Genomic DNA, 23,780 nt, shown 5'->3' with positions numbered 1-23,780 from the left:
CCCTGCCGCGGGGGCTGGCGCAGCTCTCAGCCGAGCAGCGTGCCGGCGAGCGAGAGCACCACCCAGCTGCCGTTGAACACGACGTGCACGAGCACCGCGCCCCAGATGCGACCGGTCGACATGACGACGACACCGCAGGCGATTCCGACGAGGGCGAGCACGAAGGGCTCGTCCCATCGGGCCATGCCGCTGACGGCATGGAGGGCGACGAACACCGCGGTGGAGGCGATGACGGCGAGCACCGCTCCTTCGAGACCGCGGCGCGCGATGCGGTAGACGGCGACCAGGATCACGCCGCGGAAGAGCACCTCTTCGACGAGGGGCGCGACGGCGACCGGCAGGACGATGGCCGTCAGCCACCACAGCGCGGGCAGCTGCCCATCCAGCGTCGGATAGCCGGGCAGCGCCCCGCTGTCACCGGCGGCGACCGCGAGCCAGCCCTGCACCGTGCGCAGGAGGAGGCCGAGGGCGACACCCCAGAGGATGTCCGTGGCTCGGAACGCGAACAGCCCGGTCGGGCGCCCGCGTCGGATGGCGATGACGATGGGCACGACCATCCCCGCCCAGAGGGCGAGCGGGCCCACGATCGACGCCGTGGCCGCAGGCAGGAGAAGGCTTGCGCTGAGGGAGGCGAGCACGCCGACGCCCAGCGACACCGCCGTCCAGGCGATCAGGTCCGTGTTCCAGCGGCGCGTGGTGCGGCTGCTCTCGAGCCAGGATCGCGCGTCACGGCGTTCGCGGGAGCGGCGCGGTGTCAGGTGCGCGACCGACGTCTCGTCGAGGAGGGCGGAATGCTCGTCCGACTCCCCGGGCAGGTTCGTGTCGAAGCGGGCATCCAGGGGCACGCGGACAGAGTATCGGGAGTGTGGACGAGATGTTGAGGATTCTGACGGTGTGCACGGGCAACATCTGCCGGTCGCCGCTGGCGGAGGTGCTGCTGCGGACGCGCCTGTCGGACATCCGTCTGCAGGTGGAGAGCGTGGGGGTGCGGGCGATGACGGGGCGCCCGATGACGGCGGAGACGGTGCGCCTCGCGCAGGGGCTCGGCATCGCCGATGACATCGTTGCGGGCCATCGTGCGCGCCAGATCACCGAGCCGGTCGTGAAGGACGCAGATCTGGTGCTGGCGATGTCGCGCGAGCATCGCAGCTCCATCGTCGAGGCGGTGCCGTCGGCCCTGCGGTCGACATTCACCCTGCGTGAGTTCGCGCGGCTGGCTCGCGAGGCGAGTGATGCGGAGCTGCTCGAGGCGATGGGCGAGACGCGCGGTTCGCGTCAGCGGGTGAAGCTGGCTGCGGCGTTTGTCGCGGGGTTGCGGGGCGAGGTGGGGCCGCCGCGCAACCCGTTCGACGACGACATCCCCGACCCGTACGGGCGCGGTTGGGACGCATATGAGAAGTCTGCTTCGGTGCTGGTTCCCGCCGTCGAGGAGGCGGCGCGCGTGATCCGGATGGCGACGGGGCGCACGTGATCGGGCTGGGCTGACGGCGCACACCCGATGCGGTCCGCTCCGGGGCCGAGCCCGCCACGCGCCTCTCCGGGGGCGAATCCGACGACGTTCCTTCCGGCTCACGTCCGGTGATCTCCGCGTCCGAAGTACGCCCTCCGGGGCGCGCCTGGTGCACCCGGATCCGGAGAGAGCGCCGCGCGGACTCCACCCGAGCCGCAAGCGCGACGCAGTCCGCCCAGGCGCGAGCCCGGCGCCCTCGCGTCCGGAGAGAGCGCCCGACGCACTCCGCTCCGCGGTCACGCCCGGCACACTCCGCTCCGCGGTCAAGCCCGGCACACTCCGCGACAAACCCGAGCCCGACGCACTCCGCTCCGCAGTCAAGCCCGACGGCCTCCGCCCGGGCGCAAGCCCGGCCGAGGCACAAGCCCGACGCACTCCGCCCCAGGCGCGTGCCCTGAGCATTCGCATCCGGGGGGGGGACAACCCCCGACGACCTCCGCCCCAGGCGCAAGCCCGACCGCCTCCGCCCCCAGCGCAAGCCCGGCGCGCTCGCCTCCGGAGACAGCCCGACGTCTTCCCGAAGCGCGCCGGCGCGCTCGCCCCGCACCTCACCTCGCCGCGATGTGCATCCGGGGCCGACCCCGCGCCGTCCGCTCCGCGCAAGCTCGGGTTCGACGCGCACTCGGTGCGTGCCATCCCGCATCCATCCCGGCACGCGCGGCTCCGGCGCCCACCGCCCCAGGCTCACGCCGCGGGGCGGAAACGACGGGGCGGCGGGTCGACACCCCAGAGGTAGCGGGTGGCGAGCGGCGGATGCAGCACGCCCGGAGGGCCCCCGCCGGGCGGATGGAGCAGGAAGTCGCCGAGCCCCTCGCGGGTGACGGTCCATCCGCCGTTGTGCAGCGTCATGTGGTGGAACCGGCACAGGAGGATGCCCCGATCGATGTCGGTGCGGCCGCCCGACGCGTACTCATCGATGTGATGCGCCTCGCAGTACGAGGCCGGCCTTCCGCACCCGGTCCACCGGCATCCCGCGTCGCGCACAGCGAGCGCCACACGCTGCTTCGGGGTGAAGAGACGGTGCTCGCGTCCGACGTCGAGCGGATTGCCGTGTCCGTCGACCGTGCACTCGCGCGCACCGGCGTGGCAGCGGGCTGCGGCCGCGATCCACGGTGGCACGGGCACGCCGTCTTCCTCCGCATGCGGGAAGAGACCCGCCGACGCGCCGTCGCGGTCGACGACGTGCACGATTCGAACTCCGGGCTGTCGCGCGCCGAAGACGTCCGCGGCCTCGGCGAGGGCCCCTGCCCGCAGCAGGTCCATCACGAGGTCGTATGCGAGCTGGTCGTTGGTTCGCGGGTCGTCGGTCAACGACCGCGCCGCAGCCCGCTCCGCGGAATCGACGAACCGGGGGCCGCCGCGACGCGGACGGAGTGCCGCGTCGCTGATCGCCCGCATCCACAGGGCGCCGTCGTCGTCGAAGGCCATGTGCGCGTGCTGCACGCCGTCGGCGTCGGTCCACATACGGAACGACCGCGCCTCGTGCCGCGCGCGGAACCGGGCCAGCGCGCCGTCTTGATCGAGCCGGTCGCGGATGGTCCGCGCCGACTTCGCGAGCTCCTCCAGCGGCAGAGAGGCGGCTTCTGCGGCGAGTACGCTCGCCGCGAGCTCCCACGCCTCTTCGGCACCGTCTGGCGGCTCGCCGAGCCCGCGCCGGATGGCGTCGTGCTGCGCGGCGGTGAGGCGGCCATCCATCAGCGCCCGCGAGAGCGCCGCATGCCATGGCGGGGGCGCCGACTTCGGCTCGCCGGGGCCGGCGTCTGAGGAGTCGGCATCGACGTCCGGGGAGTCGGCGTCATCGACATTGGAACCGTCGATCCCCGCTTCGGGCTCATCCGACGACCCGAGTGTGTCGAGCAGGTCTTCGCCGACGCGGATCTGCTTCGCGGCCTCCGCTCGCGTGCCGCCCGTCACGCTCTGCACGTAGGCGGCTCCGTTGCGGTGCCCGCGCGACTGCGCGATGCCGCCGTGCCCCGCGTCGCGGTCCGATCGACGCGAGACGATCGCGGAAGCCACGGTCGTGATCCGCTCGATCGCACGAGCCGCCGCTGTCGCCTCGTTCAGGAGGGCGACGACGTCGGCGTCGTCGAGCGCGCCGATCTCACGAGGGATGTCCACCGCCTCGACGACAGCCCCGAGCAGCCCGCGCATGGCGCAGATCCGCTCGTCGACGTCGGCGAAGAAGCTCATGACCTCAGCATCCTCCCGACCACCGACACTGCCCGCGGACCGCGGCAGCGCCGACCGCGTATGCGCAGAGCCGCGCGGCGCACTCGGCGCACTCGTCGACATCGGCGAAGAAGCTCATGACCTCAGCATCCTCCCGACCACCGACACTGCTCCGCGCCCGCCCGCGCAGCACGACACGAGCCGCGACGCGACCCGCGCCCACCCGTCGACACCGGCGAAGAACTCATGTCCTCAGCATCCTCCCGACCACCGACACTGCCCCCGCCCTCGCGTGCCGCACCGTCCACGTACCAGGTGCATCGCCCTCTCGCCGCCCCGGCCGCGACGCTCATGCCCTCAACGTTCTCCCGACCACCGGCCCTTCGACCGTGCGAGCGCGTGGAGAGCGGTTCAGCCGAGTCGGATCCGGTCGGATTCGTCGGCGAGACTCAGCTCCCCCCGCGGCGCGATGAGCCAGACTCGTCGCGATCAATGGGGCGCTTGCGTCTTCCTGCTGAGATCCCTGGACAGTTCTCACTGACCATCGCCCGATGGCTCACCATCGTCTACGACGCCGACACCCGGTCAGACGCTCCGCCGCCACGGGGACGTCGCGCTCGTCGACGCGACATGAGACGGTGGATGGCCCCAGCCATCGAAGCGAGGCACCCCGCGCCGCCCCACCCCGCGCCGCCCCGCCATCCCGCGCCTCACTCCACGGTCAGCATCGTGATCCCTCCCTCGTCGGAGACGGTGACGTCCCACACGGCGTGGCCGTCGGCCATCCGCCGTTCGAGTTCGATGAGGCGGGGTGCCGGCCATTCCTCACCCGAGCGCTGCGCCGCGTCGTACGCGGATACGCCGCTCTCGGCCATCTCCGCCTCGGTGAGCGTCACGTGCCGCTGCACGACGAGCTCGAGGGTCGCCGCGTCGACGAGCGCCTCGCGCCCGCGATCGGGTTCGGTCACCGCTTCATCGAAGACGTCACGCCCGGGGTCGTGGCTGCGGATACGCCAGAACCACACGTCGTCGACGTACTCGAGTCGCATCCCGACAATCTCGCCGCCGACTGCATCCGACTCGCTCGTGAAGCCCTCCAGCCAATCGGATGGCCATGCGACGTCAGAGGGGACGCCTCCCGCCGGGTAGGCGACCTCGTCGGGCAGGGCGGGGAACGGCGCGCACCCGGCCAGGGCGGCGAGCAGCGCGGCTGCGGGAAGCAGGGCGGCAACGGCCATCCGCCGCCGGCGCAGCGGTGTCACGGCCGGAAGGGCCGCCCGGTCGGGAAGTACTTGCGCACGATCATCCCGACGCCGTCCTCGTCGTTGGTCAGGGTGCGCTCGACGTGCGGCGCGGCGTCGACGACCGCGTTGCCCATGAGCACTCCCCTGCCGGCTGCTTCGAGCATCCCGACGTCGGCGGACGTGTCGCCGAACGCGAGGACGTCCGCCATGGCGATGCCGAAGTGGGCGCTGAGGGTCTCGAGGGCGGGCAGCTTCACGGCGCTCGCCGACACGATCTCGAGCACGCGTCCGGCGAAGTGGGCGTAGGCACGGTCGGCGAACGGCGCGAGCGCGTCGGCGAGGATGGCCAGGTCGGCCGGCTCGCCGCGGAACATGATCTTGTACACGGGGCCGATCGCGTCGACGAGCGTCGCGTCGATCGGGGCGACCTCGGGCCACACCGCGGTGTTGCGCGCTTCGCGCAGCCCCCAGTAGTCGAGCGCGCTGACGTACCAGGTCTCGTGCGTGTAGATGCCCTTGTGGACGGGGGCGTCCGCTGCGGCGGCGAGGATGCCGCGCACGATGTCATCGTCGAGCGACGTCTCGCTGAGCGTCTCGAAGGCGCCATCGGATGTCCGTGCCCATACGAGCGAGCCGCCGAACGTCGCGTACGAGCCGGCGACCCCGAGGTGCTCCTCGATGACGGCCGTCGACTGCGGTCCGCGCGCCGTGACGAAGAAGACGCGCGCGCCGTACTCGTCAACCGCCCGCTGGATCTCGGAGCGCGTGAACGCCGGGATGCGCTTGTCCGAGCCGATGAGGGTTCCGTCGATGTCGAGCGCGATCGCCGCGGGAGTGTTCGTCACGTTCCTATCGAACACCACGGTGGATGGCCGCGGCCTCGTCCCTCTCCGGCCGCCCGGCCCGCGCCATCCGCCGCTTGTTTGAAGCTCTCGTTACGTCTCGTCGCATGGGCAGGGTGCCCGGGGTGCGCTGTGGGAGGATGAATTCCAGAATCCGAAGGGAAGCCGTGGAACTCAGCGACTACCTGCGCATCCTGCGCAAGAACTGGCTCGTCATCACCGTGATCCTGCTGGTCGGGGTGGGCGCTGCCGCGGCGTACTCCTTCACGCGCACCCCTCTCTACGAGTCGACGAGCGAGGTGTTTGTCTCGTCGCAGGCGGGCACGACGATCGCCGAGCAGCAGCAGGGCAACACGTACACGCTCGCGCGCGTGGCGTCGTATGTGCAGCTCGCGACGTCGCCGCGCGTGCTCGATCCCGTCATCGAGCAGCTCGGGCTCACGCGGACGGCCGCGTCCCTCGCCGGTGAGGTGAATGTGGCGAGCACGCTCAACACCACGGTGGTGCGCGTCACGGTGACGGATGCCGATCCCGTCCTCGCCGCCGACATCTCCAATGCGGTCTCGGCGAGCCTCACGGAGGCGATCTACGACGTCGAGACGCTGCCCGGCACGGATGGCGCGCCCGTCCAGGTGACGACGATCACGCCCGCGATCGCGTCGGATGATCCCGTCAGCCCGAACATCCCGCTGAACCTTGCGCTCGGCGGCCTGATCGGCCTCGCTCTCGGCGTCGGGTTCGCCGTGATGCGCACCGTGCTCGACACGCGCATCCGGTCGTCGAGAGACGTCGAGGGGATCACGGATCGCCCCATCATCGGCACCATTCCGCTGGATCCGAAGGCGAAGGAGCGGCCGATCATCCTGCAGGCCGACCCGCGCAATCCTCGCAGCGAGGCGTTCCGGATGCTGCGCACGAACCTCCAGTTCGTGGATGTGGAGGGCGGCGCGCACAGCTTCGTGATCACGTCGAGCGTTCCGAGCGAGGGCAAGTCGACGACGGCGGCGAACCTCGCCATCGCGCTCGCCGATGCCGGCCAGCGGGTCGTGCTGATCGATGCGGATCTCCGCAAGCCGAAGGTCGCCGAGTACCTGAGCATCGAGGGCGGAGTCGGGCTCACCGATGTCCTGATCGGCCGTGCCGAGCTCGCAGACGTGGTCCAGCGGTGGGGCCGTCGTTCGCTGTACGTGCTGCCGGCCGGCAAGATCCCGCCGAACCCGAGCGAACTGCTCGGCTCGAAGAAGATGGCTCAGCTGCTGCGCGACCTCGGCATGGATGCCGACATCATGATCCTCGACGCCCCGCCCCTGCTGCCCGTGACCGACGCCGCTGTCGTCGCGAAGCACACGAGCGGCGCACTCCTCGTCGTCGCAGCCGGCAAGACGCATCGCCGTCAGCTGGATGCCGCGGTGGACGCCCTCGAGACCGTCGACGCCCGCATCGCGGGGATGGTCGTGACGATGGTCCCGACCCGCGGCCCGGACGCATACGACTACGGGTACGGGTATGGATACGGGTACGGGGATGAGGAAGAGGAGGAACGGTCCTCACGACGCCCGAAGGCCGGGCCCCGACGGACTTCGACCGCGCGCGCCGCATAGGCTCTGGACGCAGCAATCGACCGCGACCCCGGGTGCAGACGTGCTGCGAGACCGACACGGCGCACGTGAGTGCCCTCAGCTTCTTGTGTGGGCCCGGCGAGACTGCCGTCGCCTGGGCAGAAGCTGAGCCAGAATGCAACAGACGGCGACGATGACGAACAACCGAGCAGACGCTTGGAGCAACGGTCCGCGAAGGATGATGAACAGGTAGCCGGAGAAGACGGCGGCGCCGACGACTGTCACCGCGCCGCTAACACCGCCTTGTGCGCGCGCACGATCATATGCTCGATCGACGGCCGCACAGACGACACCGAGCGTGGCGAGCAGGACGGCAGTGCCGATAAAACCGAAGTCGACCCAGCCCTCCGCCCAGAGCGGCGAGGAGAGGTTCGTGTTCCGCATACCCATCCACTCACCTACCATCACACCCGTATCAACGGGCTTCGTGTTCCATATCGACCGGGGGACCCAGAAGAAGAGCACACCCAGAATTTGCGAACCGTGCGCGAACCCCTCATCGCGTGTGTAGTCCAGGATGTTGGAGATCATCACGAACTGGTCGAAATCCTTCGTGGCGATCGTCGACCAGAAGTCGGCTGACGGGGAGGCACTCGCTCCGCTGGCGTATCTCGTCACGTCCGAAATGGGGAAGACGACGAGTGCGAGGAATACCCCACCGAGCACTCCGAGATCGTGCACACGCTTCGCTCGAAACATGGTGAAGAAGACCCCGAGAGCGACAGCGAGGACCCAGTATCTAGGGTTCGAGATCGGGTTGTTGACCACGATGTTCACAGCGATGAGGACGGCGAGAAGCGCGACATTCGTCGCGGTGTAGCGGACGTGACCGAGCTGGAGTAGCGCGATCATGACGAGCATCATGATGAGAGGGAAGACGGTACCCAGAGCGCCGACCGTCGCGCGCACAGACTCGCCACTATCTGCGTCGGTGAGAGCAGACGCGGTCGCGACTCCAAGATCCTGACGGGACGAGAAGAACACGGGCACGCCCCCAGCGCTGAGCACGTAATAGCCCGCGGCGAGAATGCTCAACATCGCTGCGGCGACGAGGAGGTTGGAGTTGACACCAACGAGATCATCCCGAGCAAGCTGGCGCGACCCCTGACGTTCCGAAGCGATCGGCGAACGCGTCCATCGCTGGGCAGCAACATACGCGGCGTCGAACGCGAGGAGGCCTGCCAGCACGATGAGCGCTGCCATCGTCGGATCCGTCCCGAACGCGTAGTACTGCCGCACGCCGGTGAGTTCCTGCACCAGCGGGACGATTCCGAGCGTGATGTACGAGAACATCCAGAACACAGCGCCTGACGGCACATATGCAGATGCGCCGATAAACGAGCTCAGCCGGACACCGGTGTAGAGCAGGACCAGCAGTCGGAGGACGAGCGTCTCCGGCTCCACATCCGCCCCGAGAGCCAAGACGATCCCGGCAGGCAGCGCAATGCTGAGGCCGAGAACCGCGAATGCCCTTCGTGCAATCGACGGCCGTCTGCTCGACGACGAGATGTCGACGTGACGCCGTCTGTCGGCGACCGGGTTACGAACCATGCTCTGAACGATCCCACAGCAGTTTGACGATGTGCGTCGCCCATCGGATCAGCGCACCGATGAAGAGGCCGATAGCGGCTCCTACGCTCTGCCCCAGCACTGCCCCGATTGCCACAGAGGCCAAGAGGAGGACCGTAGAGAGCACGCCTACGGCGACGACGTAACTCTCCTCGCCTCTTCCCTGCAGAACTCCTGCAACCGCGCTCGACATGCCGATGAGGACGATCGCGAGGAGGCTCCAGGCGAGGACATCGACACTCGACGCATACTCCTCCCCCAGCAGCCCGGTGATCATCCATGCGGGGATGAGGAAGGCTGGGAGGACGACGACGATGCCGCCGACCGTACCCCACAGGAGGCGCACGCCGGCCTTCCTCGCGAACACGCTGTCTCGCGTGGCCGAGTAGGGCAGCAGGACAGAGCCGATCGCACCGGGGATCAGCAAAGCCGGTTGGCCGAGCCGAGCGCCCGCCCCGTAGGCCGCGGAGACCGCTGGCCCTGCGAGCGCGCCGACGATCGCGACATCCATCAGCCGCAGTTGTCCGGCGACGTACGGGATCATGTACTTCACGCCTTGGCGGAGGACGATCTTCCGATCGGCATGGGGACCGTCGCTCGCCGTATGGCGGGCGATATACATGCGTCCAGCGACCACCGCGAAGAGCGCACCGCCGACATATCCAGCGGCGTACGCCATCACGCCATCGATGCCGAGCCCGTTCGCGATGAACATCAGTGCCAGCGCGACGATCCGGCGCCCCGTCACCGAAATGGTCGTCGCGGTCCTTGCGCCGTCCGCGATGGGGACGCCGAGCAATGTGTCCGCGTACTTCTCGCCGAAGAGCGCCAGGGCGAGGATGGCAATGGGAATTCTCATGCTGTCGTCGAGAACGATCAGGACGACCGCTGCAGTCAGCAGGTACCCCGCCATCGCTGTGACCTGATTGATGGCCAACGCGGCGCGGACGGCGGGGTGGTCGCCGAGCGCGCGTGCCTTCGAGATGTACCCTGCCATTCCCAGGTCGCACACGGCGCAGACGACGACGATCGCGCCCGTCGCCGCCGCTGTCACGGCGAACTGCTCCACCGAACTCCATCGAGCGAGCAGCACGAGCGCGAGAGCCTGGGCCACGCCCGAGATCCCCCTCGACAGGATGAGATTCAGAACCTGAGTCAGCATCTGCTGTCCTTCGCCTGGCGAGCGACGACCGACAGCGATACGACCGTCACGATGACGTGCCGTCGAGAACAGCGATCCAACGGCCGGCGACGGCTCCCCAGGAGAACTGCTCCTCGGCTTGGCTCCGGACCGACGCGCGGGTGGTGGAAGCGTAGGCCGAGATGACGCGCTCGACAGCCGCTGCGATGGTCGATGGGCGAAGGTCTTCCAGCATCTCGACGGCATCGCCGCGAAGGAGCTTCGCCGCAGCGACGTTCACCGACGCGATCGTCGGGAGCCCGTGGGCGGCTGCTTCGGCGACGCCGATACCGAAGTTCTCGTCCTCGCTCGGCAGGATGAAGATGTCCGCGTCGAGCAGTGCATCGGTCTTTTTGGGGCCCGCGAGGAGCCCTGCGAAGTGGACGCGGTCCTCCAGATCGAGACGGGCGACGAGGTCGCGTAGACCATCGACGTATTCTGTCTGCCCCGCACCAGCGACATTCAAGCGGACATCGATCCCGGATGCAGCAAGGACGGCGACCGCTTCGATGGCGAGATCGACTCGCTTCTTCGGCGCGAGCCGTGACAGTGTGAGGAGTCGCACGGGCGCCGACGGCGTTCTCGAGCCGATGACGATGTCCGCCAGTCGGGTTCCCACGCCCGCGTACGCCACTCTCGCGAACCGCCCCGAGCTGACGATCTCTTCGGCCTCGATCACCGATCCGGCAACGACCGCCGACACGCCTTTCCGTACGACCCAGCCCGCGGTCGCCTCGAACAGCCGCTTCTTGGTGGCGTTCCGCGCGCGATCGTATGCGGTCAGCGAACCGTGAGGCATCAGGAAGACAGGAACGTTCGCCGAGCGCGCGAACATCACCGCAAGCGGTATCCACCAGAGGAAATACCCATGCAGAATGACTGCGTCGGCCGCACGAATCGTCCGGATCGCATTTCGAAGCCCGGAAGACGCGTGCTCCGTCCGCGATGACCGGATCCGTCTCGGAGCGCTGTCGGGAAGGACACCGCCCTCATCGACATAAGACTGGACGACACTCCCCGCGTCGTCTCCGCGCAGCCAGAACAGCTGCGCCTGCACGTCCTCGACGGCGTTGAGGGCGAGATTCAGTTCGAACGAGTTCCTCGCTGGCCCCCCGTCTTCGTGGGCGAGGGTGTTCGCGATCTGTACGATCTTCACCGTCCGTCGGCCCCTGCGCGAGCGAGTTCGCGAGTCTTGACCTCGATCTGCCAGTAGTACATCGACAGCGCGAGCGCGTAGTCGATGCCGGCACGCCCATCGAGGAATCCTGCCCGCGCGACGACGGAGTACAGGAAGAACAGAACCGGTTTGAAAGGCACGGCGTCGAAGATGCGGCCCTTCGTGGTTCGCTTGCTCGCGATCTCCTTGCGCGCCGCATCGTGGAGTCGAAGGTGCGCCTCCCAATCCGAGTACCGGTTGTGCCGCGCGAACCAGCTCGACACCGGATCGCGGTCGTCATGCATGAGCCGCGCCTTCAGCGAGCCGATCGAGCCGTCGGCGACGGGCTGATAGTGGCCCTCGACCTCGCGGATTCCGGGGGCGCCGAGATCGTCGACCACGGGGAATCGGGCGCTCGTCGTGTCGAGCAGCGAGCGCTTGGTCACCCGATGACCGTGCATCAGGAACTTGCCCGCGAAACGGTAGGAGAGGTGGATGTCGTACGCGGAGTGAGTCCGTGCCTGCAGTTCCGCCTCGAGACCGCGGATCTCGTCGACGAGTTGCGAAGACGGATACTCGTCCGCGTCGAGGAGCAGCACCCAGTCGTTCTTCGCGCCCGCGTTCTCGAGGCCCCACTGCTTCTTCTTGGGGTACGAGCCATCCCATGTGAAGTTCACCACGCGGGCGCCGTGCGCCTCCACGATCGAGACGGTGGCATCATCGCTGTTCGAATCGATGACGATCACATCGTCGAAATCCTTGAGATGATCGAGCGTATTGCCGATCGTCGCCTCCTCGTTCTTGGCGAGGATCACGACCGAGACGTGGCTGATGGTCATGCGGATGCCCTTTCGAATCGTTCGCCGACTTCCCCGGCGGCATCCCACACGGCGTTCGCCGCGACGTCGGCGTCGACCCGAGTCATCGGCTTCACCAGCGCCGACCGCCCGACCGTCACGCCACCGAGCACCATGCAGCGGCTCGTGATCCAGGCGCCGTCCTCGATGCGGATGGGACGGGTGACGAGCGCCATGTCGCGTCGATGCGCGTGGCTGCCGGTCGTGAGCATCGTCTCCTGCGAGATGACGACGTCGCTGCCGACGTGGATGTGGTCCTGGTTGTGGAACCAGACGCCCTCGCCGATCCACGAGCGATCGCCGATGTGCAGCTTCCACGGGAACTTCACCCGCGTGCGCGGCCGGAAGATGACACCGCGGCCGATCTCCGCGCCGAAGGCGCGCAGAACGCGCACCCGCAGGCTCGAGCTGATCTGCCAGGCGTTCGTGACGAGCAGCAGCTCGCACACCGCCCAGAGGTAGACGACCCACCTCGGTCGATCCCACGCCGCGCGCTCTCCGGGTGCACGCGACAGGTCGATCACAGGAATGTTTTCCAACGGACCTCTATCCGAAATATTGGGTTATCTGGATCAGGGTATCCTGCCCACATGACCAGCCCGCTCCCCCCGGTAGTTGTGCTCGGGTTGAACTACCCACCCGAGCCCACCGGCATCTCGCCTTACACAGGCGCCCTCGCTGCTGGCCTCGCCGCGCGAGGCCACGAGACGCGGGCCCTGACGACGCATCCCCACTATCCCGACTGGCGCATCCGGGCAGGTTACGGGCAGTGGTCGCGGAACGAAAATATCGATCACGTGGCCGTCGAGCGGCTGCTTCATTACGTTCCGCGTCAGCCGCGTCGGATATCTCGACTCCTGTCGGAAGTCTCCTTCGGCCTGCGTCTCGCGCTCCGCTCATGGGGCCGACCGGGCGCGGTCGTCGCGGTGTCCCCCGCCCTCTTCTCGAGCGCGATCGCGTACGCCAGTGCGCGCCTGCGCTACCGCAGCGTCCCGTTCATCGTCTGGGTGCAGGATCTCTACTCCCAGGGGCTCGCCGAGTTCGACGGACGCGAGAGCGCCGGCGTGCGCCTCGCTCGCGTCGTGGAGCGCTGGCTCCTCGGGCGCGCCGACCGCGTCGTCGTCATCCACGATCGCTTCGTGCCCCGCGTCCGCGACGATCTCGGCGTCAGCGCGGATCGCATCTCGGTCATCCGCAACTGGACGCATCTGCCTCCCATCCCCGAGGTCGACGTCGCCGCCGCCCGCGCCGGATTCGGATGGTCCGAGGGCGAGAAGGTCGTCCTCCACTGCGGCAACATGGGCGTCAAGCAGGGCCTCGAGAACGTCATCGAGGCGGCGCGGCTCGCGGCGCAGCGGGGCGAGCACGTGCGCTTCGTGCTCGTCGGAGACGGCAGCGAGCGCGCCCGGCTCCAGAAGCTCGGCGCCGGCATCCCGACCCTGCAGTTCCTCCCGCCCCTCGACAGCCAGGACTTCCCGGCCGCCCTGCGCGCCGCCGACGTCCTGCTCGTCAACGAGCGCCCCGGCGTCTCCGAGATGGCCGTGCCGAGCAAGCTGACGTCGTACTTCTCCGCCGGCCGGCCCGTGCTCGCCGCGACCGACCCGCTCGGCATCACTGCGGAGGAGGTCCGCGCCGCCGGTGCCGGCGTCGCCGTGCAGAGCGGCGCTCCCGACGTGCTGCTCGACGCCGCGATCGCCCTGGTCGCCGACCCCGAGCGGGCCGCCGCCTACGGCGAGAGCGCCCAGCGCTATCGCGAGACCGTGCTCGACGCCGACTTCGCGATCGACCGCTTCGCGACGCTCGTCTCGACGCTCGCAAGCGCCGCGCCCGCCGCGGCGGCCGTCGGCCCCGCGACCCAGGAGCCCCCGATGCCCGCCCTTCCCGCCTGATCCGCACGCGTGCCACGACGCGAACGGAAATACCGGTACGACGACGACACGACCTCCGTCTACTCTCTCCCCTGTCGCCGCTCGCGGCGACACTCCACCCGCTGTTCCTCCCCTGCCCATCCGTCGCCTCCCAGGCGCACCTCCTCCCCCAGGAGAACACCGTGACCAAGCGCGCACTCATCACCGGCATCACCGGCCAGGACGGCTCGTACCTCGCCGAGCTGCTCCTCGCCAAGGGCTACGAGGTCCACGGCCTCATCCGCCGCGCATCGACGTTCAACACGTCGCGCATCGATCACCTCTACGTCGATCCCCACGACCCGTCCGCCCGCATCTTCCTCCACTACGGCGACCTCAGCGACGGTGCGCGCCTCGTCACGCTCCTCTCCGAGATCCGCCCCGATGAGGTCTACAACCTCGCCGCGCAGTCGCACGTGCGCGTCTCCTTCGACGAGCCGGAGCACACGGCCGACACGACCGGCACCGGCACCATCCGCCTCCTCGAGGCCGTGCGCCTGGCCGGCATCGAGACGCGCTTCTACCAGGCGTCGTCGTCGGAGCTCTACGGCGCCACCCCGCCGCCGCAGAACGAGGAGACCCCGTTCTACCCGCGCTCGCCCTACGCGGCCGCGAAGCTCTACAGCTACTGGATCACGAAGAACTACCGCGAGGCCTACGACCTCTTCGCCGTCAACGGCATCCTCTTCAACCACGAGTCGCCCCGACGCGGCGAGACCTTCGTCACCCGCAAGATCACGCGAGCCGTCGCGCGCATCAAGGCGGGCGTGCAGAAGGACCTCTATCTCGGGAACCTCGACTCCATCCGCGACTGGGGCTATGCGGCGGAGTACGTCGAGGGCATGTGGCGCATGCTGCAGGCGGATGAGCCCGAGGACTTCGTGCTCGCGACGAACGTCGGCTACACGATCCGCGAGTTCCTCGACGCCTCGTTCGGCCACGTCGGCCTCGAGTGGCAGGAGTTCGTCAAGTTCGATGAGCGCTACCTGCGCCCGACCGAGGTCGACGCCCTCATCGGCGACGCGACCAAGGCGCGTGAGAAGCTGGGATGGACCCCGACGGTCGACGGCGCCGCCCTCGCCAAGATCATGGTTGACGCCGACATCGCCTCCCTCGAGCACGAGGGCAGGCAGTGGATCGACACCGTCGACCTCGAGTCGTGGAGGAACCCGGCTCCACTGCCCTCCCAGGTCGTGTCCGTCAGCTGACGGCGCGACGCCCCTACCCGAAAGCAGAAGACCATGACCGCCGTTGACGGAGTCGAGTACTCCCCCGCCGAGCTCGATCGCGACGCGACGTTCTACGTCGCGGGGCACCGAGGCCTGGTGGGGTCGGCGATCTGGCGAAGGCTCGAGGCCGGCGGCTTCGAGAACCTCGTCGGCCAGACCTCGTCGGAGCTGGACCTCCGCGAACGCGACGCGGTCTTCGACTTCTTCCGCGCGACGCAGCCGCGCTACGTCGCCCTCGCCGCGGCGAAGGTCGGCGGCATCCTCGCCAACAGCACGTTCCCCGTCGACTTCCTGAGCGACAACATCCGCATCCAGACCAACGTCATGGATGCCGCTCGGGAGGTCGGCGTGGAGCGGCTGCTCTTCCTCGGCTCGTCGTGCATCTACCCGAAGTACGCACCGCAGCCCATCCGCGAGGACTCCCTCCTCACGGGCCACCTCGAGCCCACGAACGACGCCTACGCGATCGCCAAGATCGCCGGCATCCTGCACGTGCAGTCGGTGCGCCGGCAGTACGGCCTGCCGTGGATCTCGGCGATGCCGACGAACCTCTACGGCCCGAACGACAACTACTCGCCCACGGGATCGCACGTGCTCCCCGCGCTCATCCGCCGCTACGACGAGGCCGCGAGCGCCGGCGACGCCCGCGTCACCAACTGGGGCACGGGAACGCCGCGCCGCGAGTTCCTGCACGCCGACGACATGGCCGACGCGAGCCTGCACCTCCTCGAGCACTACGACGGCCCCGCGCAGGTCAACGTCGGCACCGGCAGCGACATCACGATCCGCGAGATCGCGGAGACGATCGCCGGCGTCGTCGGCTTCGAGGGCGAGACCGACTGGGACACGACCAAGCCCGACGGCACACCGCAGAAGCTGCTCGACGTCTCGGCCCTCGCCGCGGCCGGATGGACGTCGAAGATCTCCCTCGAGGAGGGGATCGAGCGCACGGTGGCGTGGTACCGCGCGCACGTCGGCGCACTGCGCGGATGACGACGGACACCCTCGTCGACACGGCGGCGCCCGCCGTCTCCCGGAGCGGGCGCCGCCGTCGTCGTGCGCGGACCCCGCGCGAGCGCGCGGGGCGCATCACGGCCGTCGTGGCGCTCGCGCTGCTCGGGCTCCTCGTCCTCGGTGCGATCTGGATCGGGGCACGCGGCGCGCTCGCGGCCTGGCACCTCGACCAGGCGCAGCAGAAGGCCGGGGGGCTCCAGGCGACCCTCGTCGAGAACCCCGCGGCGGCGTCCGCGACCATCGCGGAACTGCGCGACGACGCCCGCGCCGCTCGCGAGCTCACCTCGGATCCCCTCTGGTCGCTCGCACAGGGCCTGCCCTGGATCGGGCCCCAGCTGACGGCCGTCGCCACCGTCGCCGCGGCCCTCGACGACGTCGCCTCCGACGTCGCCGCGCCGCTCGCCGACGCGGCGCCCGCTCTGCTCGCGGCGCTCTCACCCGCCGACGGCCGCATCGACCTCGCCGCGCTCGAGGCCGCCCAGCCGGTCGCGGTGCGCGCCGCCGGCGTCGCGCACGATGCCTCGCTGAACGTCGCCGCCTTGCCGGTCCCCGCCCTCGTGGGGCCGCTGCGGAGCGCCGTGGAGCAGGGTTCGGGCGTGCTCGAGCAGCTCGACTCCGCGACCGACGCGCTCGCGCGCGCGCTCGTGCTCCTGCCGCCGATGCTCGGCGCGGATGGGCCGCGCACCGTCCTCGCCATCGTCGAGAACAATGCGGAGTGGCGCTCTCTCGGGGGCCTCGCCGGCTCCCTCGTCGAGCTGCGCACCGACGACGGCGCCGTCGCGCTCGGCGAGCAGGCGTCGGCGACCTCGTTGACGCAGTACGCCGCGCCGCTCGACGTGCTGCCCGCGGAGCTCGACCCCATCTACGACGGCAAGCCGGGCCGGTTCGCCCACAACGTGACGCAGATCCCCGACTTCGCGATCGCCGCGCAGCTCGCGCAGCGGTTCTGGCAGAACGACCACGACGTCGCCGCCGACGCGGTCGTCGCCCTCGATGCGGTCGCGCTCTCGTACCTGCTGGCGGCGACGGGCGATGTGACGCTCTCGACGGGCGACACCGTCGGCTCGGGCAACGCCGTCTCGTTCCTGCTGAGCGAGGTCTACGAGCGCTACGACGATCCGGCTGCGCAGGACGCCGTCTTCGAGGAGACGACCTCGCTCGTGTTCGCCGCCCTGTTCGACGGCCGCGCCGACGCCGCCGAGCTGCTGAACGCGTTCGTCCGTGCGGGAGCCGAGGGCCGCTTCCTCGTCTGGAACGACGACCCGGCGCTGCAGAGCGTGCTGGACAGCACGACGCTGCAGGGGGCTCTGCCCGCGAGCGACGCCGGCACGACGGCGTTCGGCGTCTACCTCAACGACGGCACCGGCTCGAAGCTCGACTACCACCTCGCAGCGGGTGCCTCGGCGGCCTGGTGCACGCGCGTGGACGGCGGGCTCGCGACCGCCGCGCTGCGCGTGGATCTGCGGTCAGACGTGCCCGCCGACGTGGGATCCCTCGCCCCGTACGTGACGGGCGCGGGCGACGACGGGCTCACGGTCGGCGGCACCGTCGCCGGCGACGCGCGCACGGTCGCCTACGTCTACCTGCCGACCGACGCCAACGTGCAGCGGGTGCGCGTCTCGGCCGGCACAGCGACCCCGGTCGGCTTCCACGACGGCCACGCCGTCGTGCAGTGGGACGTCGTCCTCGGCCCCGGCGAGGCCGCGCACCTGGAGCTGGTCGCATCGGGCACCGCGATGGGTGAGGACCTCGATATCGCGATGACGCCGACACTTCATGAAACGGAAACCTCATCGGTTGGCGCCGCGTGCGCGACTATGCCATAGTTCCTGTATATCGGCCATGTACCCGGGGAGTGCCCATCCCCGCGACCGGGCCTGACGTACCTCCTGCGCCACCCCGTTCTCCTCTCCCCTGGAGTCATGACCATGAAGAAGCCCGCTGCTCTCCTCGCCACGCTCGGCGTCGCGGGCGCGCTCGCCCTGAGCGCTCCCCTCACGGCGTCGGCCTACACCCCCTCCGCTCCCGAGGGAACCACCGCCGTCGCCCCCGGCGGCACCGCGACCCTCGGCTTCGGCGGCTTCGCCCCGGGCGAGACCATCACGTTCTCGCTCACGGGCTGGAACGCCTCCGGCGCGTCGCTCGCGACGATCGTCCGCACGGCCGTCGAGACGGCCTCGATCACCAAGCCCGCGGCGGCCGACGGGTCGACCACGGTCGACGTCACGCTCCCCGCTGACGCCGCCGGCGCCTACACGGTGACGGCGACGGGCGGCACGAGCGGCGCATCGGCGTCGGCCGCGCTCGACACCGGCATCCCCGTCCCGGCCGAGGCCGGAGGCGGCTCGGGAGACGGTTCCGGCTCCGACTCGCTCTCCCCCACCGGCGGCGACCTGACGTCGGTCGGCCTGTGGGTCGGCGGCGGTGCCCTGCTGCTCGGCGGCGCCGCTGTCGTGACGGCGACGGCCATCCGCCGTCAGCGCAGCGACAGCTGACACCCTGCATCACGCGAACGGCCGGCGAGCGAGAGCTCGCCGGCCGTTCCGCGTGTGCGGGGGTGAGAATCCGGGGGGGTGCGCAGCGAAGCGGCGAATAGACTGTCCCCGCCAGCTGGGGGACAGGTGGCGGGGACAGCCGTTCTTCACGGACGCGGATCCCAGAGACGGTCGACCGCGGCGTCGGCAACGGGGTCGGCCGTCTTTCCACATCGACGTGAAGCGAGCGAGCTGGCGCACGACGGTCGATCTGTCGGGTACGGTCGCCGGGTCATCCCTCGATCGAGAGGTGCGTGCGGCTGATCCCGTCGGGTGCGGATCCGCCGCCTCGATCGGAGAGGCGCTCTGCACTCGATGCTAGCGGATACCCGGGCAGCAGCGATATACCGATCATCGGTAGCTCGCGCTCACGAGGATCGGAAGGTGGTCGCTGCGCCCCTGCGGCAGCGTCGTGATGTCGTCGATCGAGAGCCCCGCCGAGGTCGCGAAGTCGTAGTGGCCCTTGAAGAAGCGGTACCGCGTGTACGTCCGCGCATCGCTCAGGGTGAGGTCGTAGCCGCTGCCCTTGATCCGCTCGTGCAGGCGCTCCTTGAAGACGGGGTAGTTGTAGTCCCCCACCATGAGCGTCGGGAGTCCCGGCCCCAGCCGCCCGAGCGCCCCCAGCGCCGAGCGGATCTGGTGCCGGCGCAGCGAGTTGAGCGCCGTGAGCGGAGCGGCGTGGAACGACGCGAACACGACCTCGCGCCCCGCGTCGATGTCGAACATCCGCGCACCCAGCAGCCGCTCGTGGGCGGGCTTCAGCACGATGTCGTGCAGCGAGCGCTTGAGCGACAGCACGACGACGTCCTCGAGCCGGAACATGTTCTCGCGGTAGTACAGCGCCAGCCCCAGCCGGTTCCGCTCGGTGGCCTGCGCGAGCGTGAGACCCGCGACCTGCCGGGGCAGGGCCGTCGTGTCGGCCTCCTGCAGGCACAGGACGTTCGCCTCCCACCGCTCCACGAGGTGCTCGAGCTCGGCCGCGGCGGCGTGCTTCCTCAGGTTGTAGGAGATGACCCTCATCTTCGTCAGGCTATGCCCGCGCGATGCGGACCGGCTATGGCTTGCATGCGCGTGTCCTGCATGGCAGGGGTGGGCGCCGGCGGCTGCCCGGGGCCCCGGCGCCACTAGGCTCTGCTCATGGGAGCGCACGGCGACGACGTCACGTCGTTCGGCGATCCCCGCTCCCGATCCGTCTGGCTGTGGCAGCTCGTGCTCGCCTTCGGCACGGTCGCCATCGCCGCCGTCGTCGCGCTGCTCGAGCCGTCGCTCTTCACGGGCGCCTCCTTCATCGGGGGCCTCACGCTCGTCATCGCCGTGACCGTGGCGACCGCGGCCATCCCCTGGCGCCGGCTCGGCAAGACGGCGATCTTCGCGGTGCCCGCCGCAGACATCGTCGCGATCGGCATCCTCGCGGCGGCGAGCGACGTGCGGCTCGGCTTCCTGTGGGTGTTCCCGATCGCGTGGATCGCGACCTACTACACCGTCCCCTGGCTCATCGCCGCCCTGTGCGGCGTCGGCGTCGTCATCCTCGTCACGGGCTTCACGACCGCCTTCACGACGACGCACGCGCTCCGCCTCTTCATCGTGCTCATCGCGCTCGCTTTCATGGGCACGACCATCCTCATCGGGACGAACCGCACGCGCGCATCCGCGCGTCTCCTGCGACGCCGATCGCGCCAGCTGCAGGAGGCGCTCGCGCGGGCGCAGCAGGAGGAGCAGCGCCGCGCCGCCCTGCTCGACACGCTGCAGACGGGCGTCGCGCAGGTCGACCCCGACGGGACCATCCGCACGACGAACGCCGCGTTCCGGCGGATGTACGGCATCGAGGCGCTCGCGCAGCTGCACCCCACGCGCGCCGTGGAGTACCGCGAGCGGCGAGGCGAGCCCGTGCCCGTCGACGAGACGACGATCGCCCGCGCCGCCCGCGGCGAGACCTTCTCGGGCCGACGGGTCTGGCTCTTCGACGCGGATGGCCGCTGGCGCGTCCTCGAGGTCGCCGCGCGCTACCGCCTCGACGGGATGATCGTCGTCGCGGAGGACGTCACGGCGCAGTCGGAGGCGGCGCGCGAGCGCACCTCGATCGCCCGCGTCGTCTCGCACGAGCTGCGGAGCCCCCTCACAGCCGTCCTCGGCCACACCGACCTGCTGCTCGAACGCGACGACCTGCCGGAGGCCGCCCGCGAGCAGCTGCGGGTCGTCGAGAGCGCCGCCGAGCGCATGGAGCGGCTCATCGCGGGCATCCTGCAGGATCCCGGCCGCGACCCCGCCGACTGCGACACCGTGCTCGACCTCGCCGCGGTCGTCGCGTCGTCCGTCGACGCGTTCTCCCCCGCCGCGGCGGCGGGCGGCGTCGCGCTCGAGCGCCGCGGAGCCGAGAGCATCCCCATCATGGGCGACGCGTTCCGGCTGCGTCAGGTCATCGACAACGTCGTCGGCAACGCCGTCAAGTACACCCCGCGCGGCGGCCGCGTGTCCGTGGAGGCGGAGCTGGCCGACGCCGGCGCGCGCGTCGTCGTGGCCGACACCGGCATCGGCATCGCCGACGACGACCTGCCGAACGTGTTCGACGCGTACTTCCGCTCCGCGTCCGCGCGCGACTCCGGCCTGCCCGGCACGGGCCTCGGCATGGGCATCAGCCGCGACATCGTCGCTCAGCACGGCGGACGGCTCGAGGTGCGCAGCGAGCTCGGCAGCGGCACGGCCGTCACGATCCACCTCCCCCGCACCGCCGCCGACGACATCGAGGAGCCCGCATGACCCCCTCCGCCACCGGCGTGCCGTTCATCGCCATCATGACGCTCGCCTGCGTCGCGATGATCGGCCTGGGGTTCCTCTCCCGCCCCTCCCGCGCGACGGCCATGTGGTCGTTCGCGTTCGTCCTCGGCATGCTCGCCTCCTACGCCATGCTGGCCGCCGCGATCGTCGACGACGAGGCGCTCCGCGCGCTCGGCGCGGGCATCTTCCTCCCGGCGAACGGCTTCATCTGGCTCGGCCTGCGGCACGCGTCGGGCTCGGGTCGGGGCGGATGGCCGTGGGCCGCCGGATACCTCGTCGCCTCGCCCGTCGCGCTGCTCGCGACGGCCCGCACCGACGCGTACTCGATCGCGTTCCGCATCGACTTCGTCGTCGCCGCCGTGTTCGCCGTGCTCATCATCGTCGAGCTCGTGCGCCTCTTCCCCGTGTTCCGGGAGGAGCTGCTGCCGCTCGGCTTCGGCGCCGCCATCTTCCCCGTGTTCGCCGTGTACACCCTCCTCGACGGCGTCGTGCGCGCGCTGGGCGCCCCCGCCGACGACGACCTCGCCACCGTCCGGGGCGTCAACGGCGTCGGGACGGGCGTGTACGTCGTCTGCGCGCTCATCACGCTGCTCCTCGTCGCACGACGACCGCGCGCCGCGGTCGGCGAGGGCGAGAGCGCCGCCTTCGAGGCCGTCGCCCGCGGTCGGCTCGCGCGGGCCGCGGCCGCCGACGACGCCTGGTGGTCGCTCGTCGACATCCGCCTCGACGACCCCGCCGACCTGCGCACCGCATTCGGGGGCACGGCGTTCGAGCGCACCGCCGAGCGCTTCCGCGCCGACGTGCTCGCCGTCCTCCCCGCCGACGCCGACATCGAGCGCCACGACACGCGTCTGGTGGCCCTCGTCCCCCGCTCGCAGGAGGCCGTGCGCCGTCTCCTCGTGACGCTCCTCGCGCGCGTGTCCGCCGCCGACCATCCGAACGGCATTCGGGTGTCGGCGAGCATCGGATGGGCGCCCGTCGCACCGGTCGGCTACGACCTCGAGGCGCTGCGGACGGCCGCCGCAGAGGCGCATGCCATGGCGTTCGAGAAGGGCGGCGACCGCTGGGAGCGCGCCGTCGAGCCGTGCGCGACGGACGCGGGCGGGCGGTGAGCCCGTCGTTCCGGTCCCCGCGCGTGCTCGTGCCGCTCGCGCTCGCGGCCCTCGTCGCCGTCGTCGCGGTGATCGTGGTCGTGGGCGTCGTCGTCGGCCGCTGGGTGCATGAGATCACGGCGCGACCGCCCGCCGTGGGCACGACGTTCATCGCGCCCGACATCTCCGAAGCGGCCCGCGCCGCCTCCGACGACGATGCGACGGATGCCGAGCGTGCGGCCGCAGCATTCCTCGCGTCCCAGCCGACGGCGTACTGGCTGACGCCCGAGCGCCATCCGGCGGGCGAGGTGGGCGAGACCGTGGGCGCCCTCGCCGCCCAGGCGCGCGACGAGCGGGCCGCCTTCGCGGTCGTCGTCTACGGCCTGCCGGGGCGCGACTGCGGCGGGCACTCCACGGGAGGGCTCGACCCCGACGCGTACGCCGACTGGGTCGGCGAGATCGGCGCCGCCCTCGACACGGCGCGCGACGTGCAGAAGGTCGTCGTGCTCGAGCCGGACGGGCTCGCCCTCGCGCCCGAGTGCGGCCTCGTCGAGGAGCGCACGGCCCTGCTGCGCGACGCCGTGGGCGCGCTGCAGTCCCCCGGCACGTGGATCTACCTCGACGGAGGTCACAGCGACTGGCTCGGGCCCGAGCGGATGGCCGAGCTCATCTCTGCCGTCGACGTCGCGGGCCAGGTGCGCGGCTTCGCGACCAACGTGTCGAACTACCAGGCCATCGCCGACGAGTTCGCGTACGCGCACGAGCTGTCGGACCTGCTCGACGGCATGCACGCCGTCGTCGACACCTCGCGCAGCGGCGCCGGCACCGCCCCGGCCGACTGGTGCAACCCGCCGGGTCAGCGGGTCGGAGAGGTGTCGGGGGAGTACGGCGACGACGTCGTCGACGCCAATCTGTGGCTGAAGCCGCCCGGAGAGAGCGATGGCCCCTGCCACGGCGGCCCCGAGGCCGGCGCCTGGTGGGCGGACGCAGCGGTCGCCCTGACGGAGGGCGCTCGCTGACCCGCGAAGACGCCGCACGCACTCCGGGTAGGGTGTCCGGAGCGGTATTCCGCGCGAGAGGAGAC

Annotated in this window: 20 protein-coding genes; 10 read left to right on the top strand and 10 right to left on the bottom strand. The window is 70.4% G+C overall.

Features of this window, described 5'->3' with window-relative positions:
• Positions 1 to 26: 26 nt before the first annotated feature.
• A complete protein-coding gene (locus tag ABD998_RS11765; RefSeq protein ID WP_345439342.1) occupies positions 27 to 845 on the bottom strand; it encodes a CPBP family intramembrane glutamic endopeptidase in 819 nt (272 codons plus the stop codon).
• Positions 846 to 874: 29 nt separating this feature from the next.
• Here ABD998_RS11765 and ABD998_RS11760 point away from each other — a divergent pair, with 29 nt between their 5' ends.
• Positions 875 to 1,471 (top strand): arsenate reductase/protein-tyrosine-phosphatase family protein, encoded by a 597-nt coding sequence (locus ABD998_RS11760; protein ID WP_345439873.1) that lies wholly within the window; start codon positions 875 to 877, stop codon positions 1,469 to 1,471.
• 723 nt (positions 1,472 to 2,194) lie between these two features.
• Here ABD998_RS11760 and ABD998_RS11755 read toward each other — a convergent pair.
• From ABD998_RS11755 to ABD998_RS11745, 3 genes are all read right to left on the bottom strand, one after another.
• Positions 2,195 to 3,700, bottom strand: coding sequence for an HNH endonuclease signature motif containing protein (locus ABD998_RS11755; RefSeq protein WP_345439340.1), 1,506 nt, complete (start codon positions 3,698 to 3,700; stop codon positions 2,195 to 2,197).
• Positions 3,701 to 4,389: 689 nt separating this feature from the next.
• A complete protein-coding gene (locus tag ABD998_RS11750; protein WP_345439338.1) occupies positions 4,390 to 4,941 on the bottom strand; it encodes a hypothetical protein in 552 nt (183 codons plus the stop codon).
• Complete coding sequence (locus ABD998_RS11745; RefSeq protein ID WP_345439336.1) at positions 4,938 to 5,768, bottom strand: HAD hydrolase family protein; 831 nt, start codon at positions 5,766 to 5,768, stop codon at positions 4,938 to 4,940. The genes ABD998_RS11750 and ABD998_RS11745 overlap by 4 nt, the downstream gene beginning before the upstream one ends.
• Positions 5,769 to 5,932: 164 nt before the next feature.
• Here ABD998_RS11745 and ABD998_RS11740 point away from each other — a divergent pair, with 164 nt between their 5' ends.
• Positions 5,933 to 7,366, top strand: a complete 1,434-nt coding sequence (locus ABD998_RS11740) for a tyrosine-protein kinase domain-containing protein (RefSeq protein WP_345439334.1) — start codon at positions 5,933 to 5,935, stop codon at positions 7,364 to 7,366.
• 75 nt (positions 7,367 to 7,441) lie between these two features.
• On the opposite strand, the gene ABD998_RS11735 is transcribed toward ABD998_RS11740, so the two are convergent.
• From ABD998_RS11735 to ABD998_RS11715, 5 genes are read right to left on the bottom strand one after another with little or no spacing between them, the layout of a single operon-like run.
• Positions 7,442 to 8,935, bottom strand: coding sequence for a hypothetical protein (locus ABD998_RS11735; RefSeq protein WP_345439332.1), 1,494 nt, complete (start codon positions 8,933 to 8,935; stop codon positions 7,442 to 7,444).
• Entirely contained in the window at positions 8,925 to 10,115 is a 1,191-nt protein-coding gene (locus ABD998_RS11730) for a lipopolysaccharide biosynthesis protein (protein ID WP_345439331.1), read from the bottom strand. The genes ABD998_RS11735 and ABD998_RS11730 overlap by 11 nt, the downstream gene beginning before the upstream one ends.
• A 46-nt stretch (positions 10,116 to 10,161) precedes the next feature.
• A complete protein-coding gene (locus ABD998_RS11725; protein ID WP_345439329.1) occupies positions 10,162 to 11,289 on the bottom strand; it encodes a glycosyltransferase in 1,128 nt (375 codons plus the stop codon).
• Positions 11,286 to 12,128 (bottom strand): glycosyltransferase family 2 protein, encoded by an 843-nt coding sequence (locus tag ABD998_RS11720; RefSeq protein WP_345439327.1) that lies wholly within the window; start codon positions 12,126 to 12,128, stop codon positions 11,286 to 11,288. Before ABD998_RS11720 ends, ABD998_RS11725 begins: the two co-directional genes overlap by 4 nt.
• Positions 12,125 to 12,685 carry an LbetaH domain-containing protein gene (locus ABD998_RS11715; RefSeq protein WP_345439325.1) on the bottom strand — a complete coding sequence of 187 codons (561 nt, stop codon included), beginning with the start codon at positions 12,683 to 12,685 and terminating at the stop codon, positions 12,125 to 12,127. The genes ABD998_RS11720 and ABD998_RS11715 overlap by 4 nt, the downstream gene beginning before the upstream one ends.
• Before the next feature lie 51 nt (positions 12,686 to 12,736).
• Between ABD998_RS11715 and ABD998_RS11710 the strand changes: the two genes are divergently transcribed.
• The 5 genes from ABD998_RS11710 to ABD998_RS11690 all read left to right on the top strand — a co-directional run bounded on the left by ABD998_RS11710 (position 12,737) and on the right by ABD998_RS11690 (position 18,791).
• Entirely contained in the window at positions 12,737 to 14,035 is a 1,299-nt protein-coding gene (locus tag ABD998_RS11710; RefSeq protein ID WP_345439323.1) for a glycosyltransferase, read from the top strand.
• 161 nt (positions 14,036 to 14,196) lie between these two features.
• On the top strand, positions 14,197 to 15,261 hold the full coding sequence (gene gmd, locus ABD998_RS11705) for a GDP-mannose 4,6-dehydratase (protein ID WP_345439321.1): 1,065 nt from the start codon (positions 14,197 to 14,199) through the stop codon (positions 15,259 to 15,261).
• A 33-nt stretch (positions 15,262 to 15,294) separates the two neighbouring features.
• Entirely contained in the window at positions 15,295 to 16,275 is a 981-nt protein-coding gene (locus tag ABD998_RS11700; RefSeq protein WP_345439319.1) for a GDP-L-fucose synthase family protein, read from the top strand.
• Positions 16,272 to 18,122, top strand: a complete 1,851-nt coding sequence (locus tag ABD998_RS11695) for a DUF4012 domain-containing protein (RefSeq protein ID WP_345439317.1) — start codon at positions 16,272 to 16,274, stop codon at positions 18,120 to 18,122. Before ABD998_RS11700 ends, ABD998_RS11695 begins: the two co-directional genes overlap by 4 nt.
• A 96-nt stretch (positions 18,123 to 18,218) precedes the next feature.
• The gene (locus ABD998_RS11690; protein ID WP_345439315.1) at positions 18,219 to 18,791 is read left to right on the top strand and encodes a hypothetical protein; all 573 of its coding nucleotides are present in this window, start codon (positions 18,219 to 18,221) and stop codon (positions 18,789 to 18,791) included.
• 390 nt (positions 18,792 to 19,181) lie between these two features.
• On the opposite strand, the gene ABD998_RS11685 is transcribed toward ABD998_RS11690, so the two are convergent.
• Positions 19,182 to 19,850 (bottom strand): endonuclease/exonuclease/phosphatase family protein, encoded by a 669-nt coding sequence (locus ABD998_RS11685; protein WP_345439313.1) that lies wholly within the window; start codon positions 19,848 to 19,850, stop codon positions 19,182 to 19,184.
• A 117-nt stretch (positions 19,851 to 19,967) separates the two neighbouring features.
• Here ABD998_RS11685 and ABD998_RS11680 point away from each other — a divergent pair, with 117 nt between their 5' ends.
• The 3 genes from ABD998_RS11680 to ABD998_RS11670 are packed head-to-tail and all read left to right on the top strand — an operon-like array spanning position 19,968 to position 23,715.
• On the top strand, positions 19,968 to 21,587 hold the full coding sequence (locus ABD998_RS11680; protein WP_345439311.1) for a sensor histidine kinase: 1,620 nt from the start codon (positions 19,968 to 19,970) through the stop codon (positions 21,585 to 21,587).
• On the top strand, positions 21,584 to 22,717 hold the full coding sequence (locus tag ABD998_RS11675) for a hypothetical protein (protein WP_345439309.1): 1,134 nt from the start codon (positions 21,584 to 21,586) through the stop codon (positions 22,715 to 22,717). The genes ABD998_RS11680 and ABD998_RS11675 overlap by 4 nt, the downstream gene beginning before the upstream one ends.
• Positions 22,714 to 23,715, top strand: a complete 1,002-nt coding sequence (locus tag ABD998_RS11670) for a glycoside hydrolase family 6 protein (RefSeq protein ID WP_345439307.1) — start codon at positions 22,714 to 22,716, stop codon at positions 23,713 to 23,715. Before ABD998_RS11675 ends, ABD998_RS11670 begins: the two co-directional genes overlap by 4 nt.
• The last annotated feature ends 65 nt before the right edge of the window (positions 23,716 to 23,780 follow it).

Source organism: Microbacterium gilvum, from assembly GCF_039543865.1.
GTDB lineage: Bacteria > Actinomycetota > Actinomycetes > Actinomycetales > Microbacteriaceae > Microbacterium > Microbacterium gilvum.
Note: the sequence above shows the minus strand (reverse complement) of the source record. Positions and strands in the feature narration are given on the sequence as shown.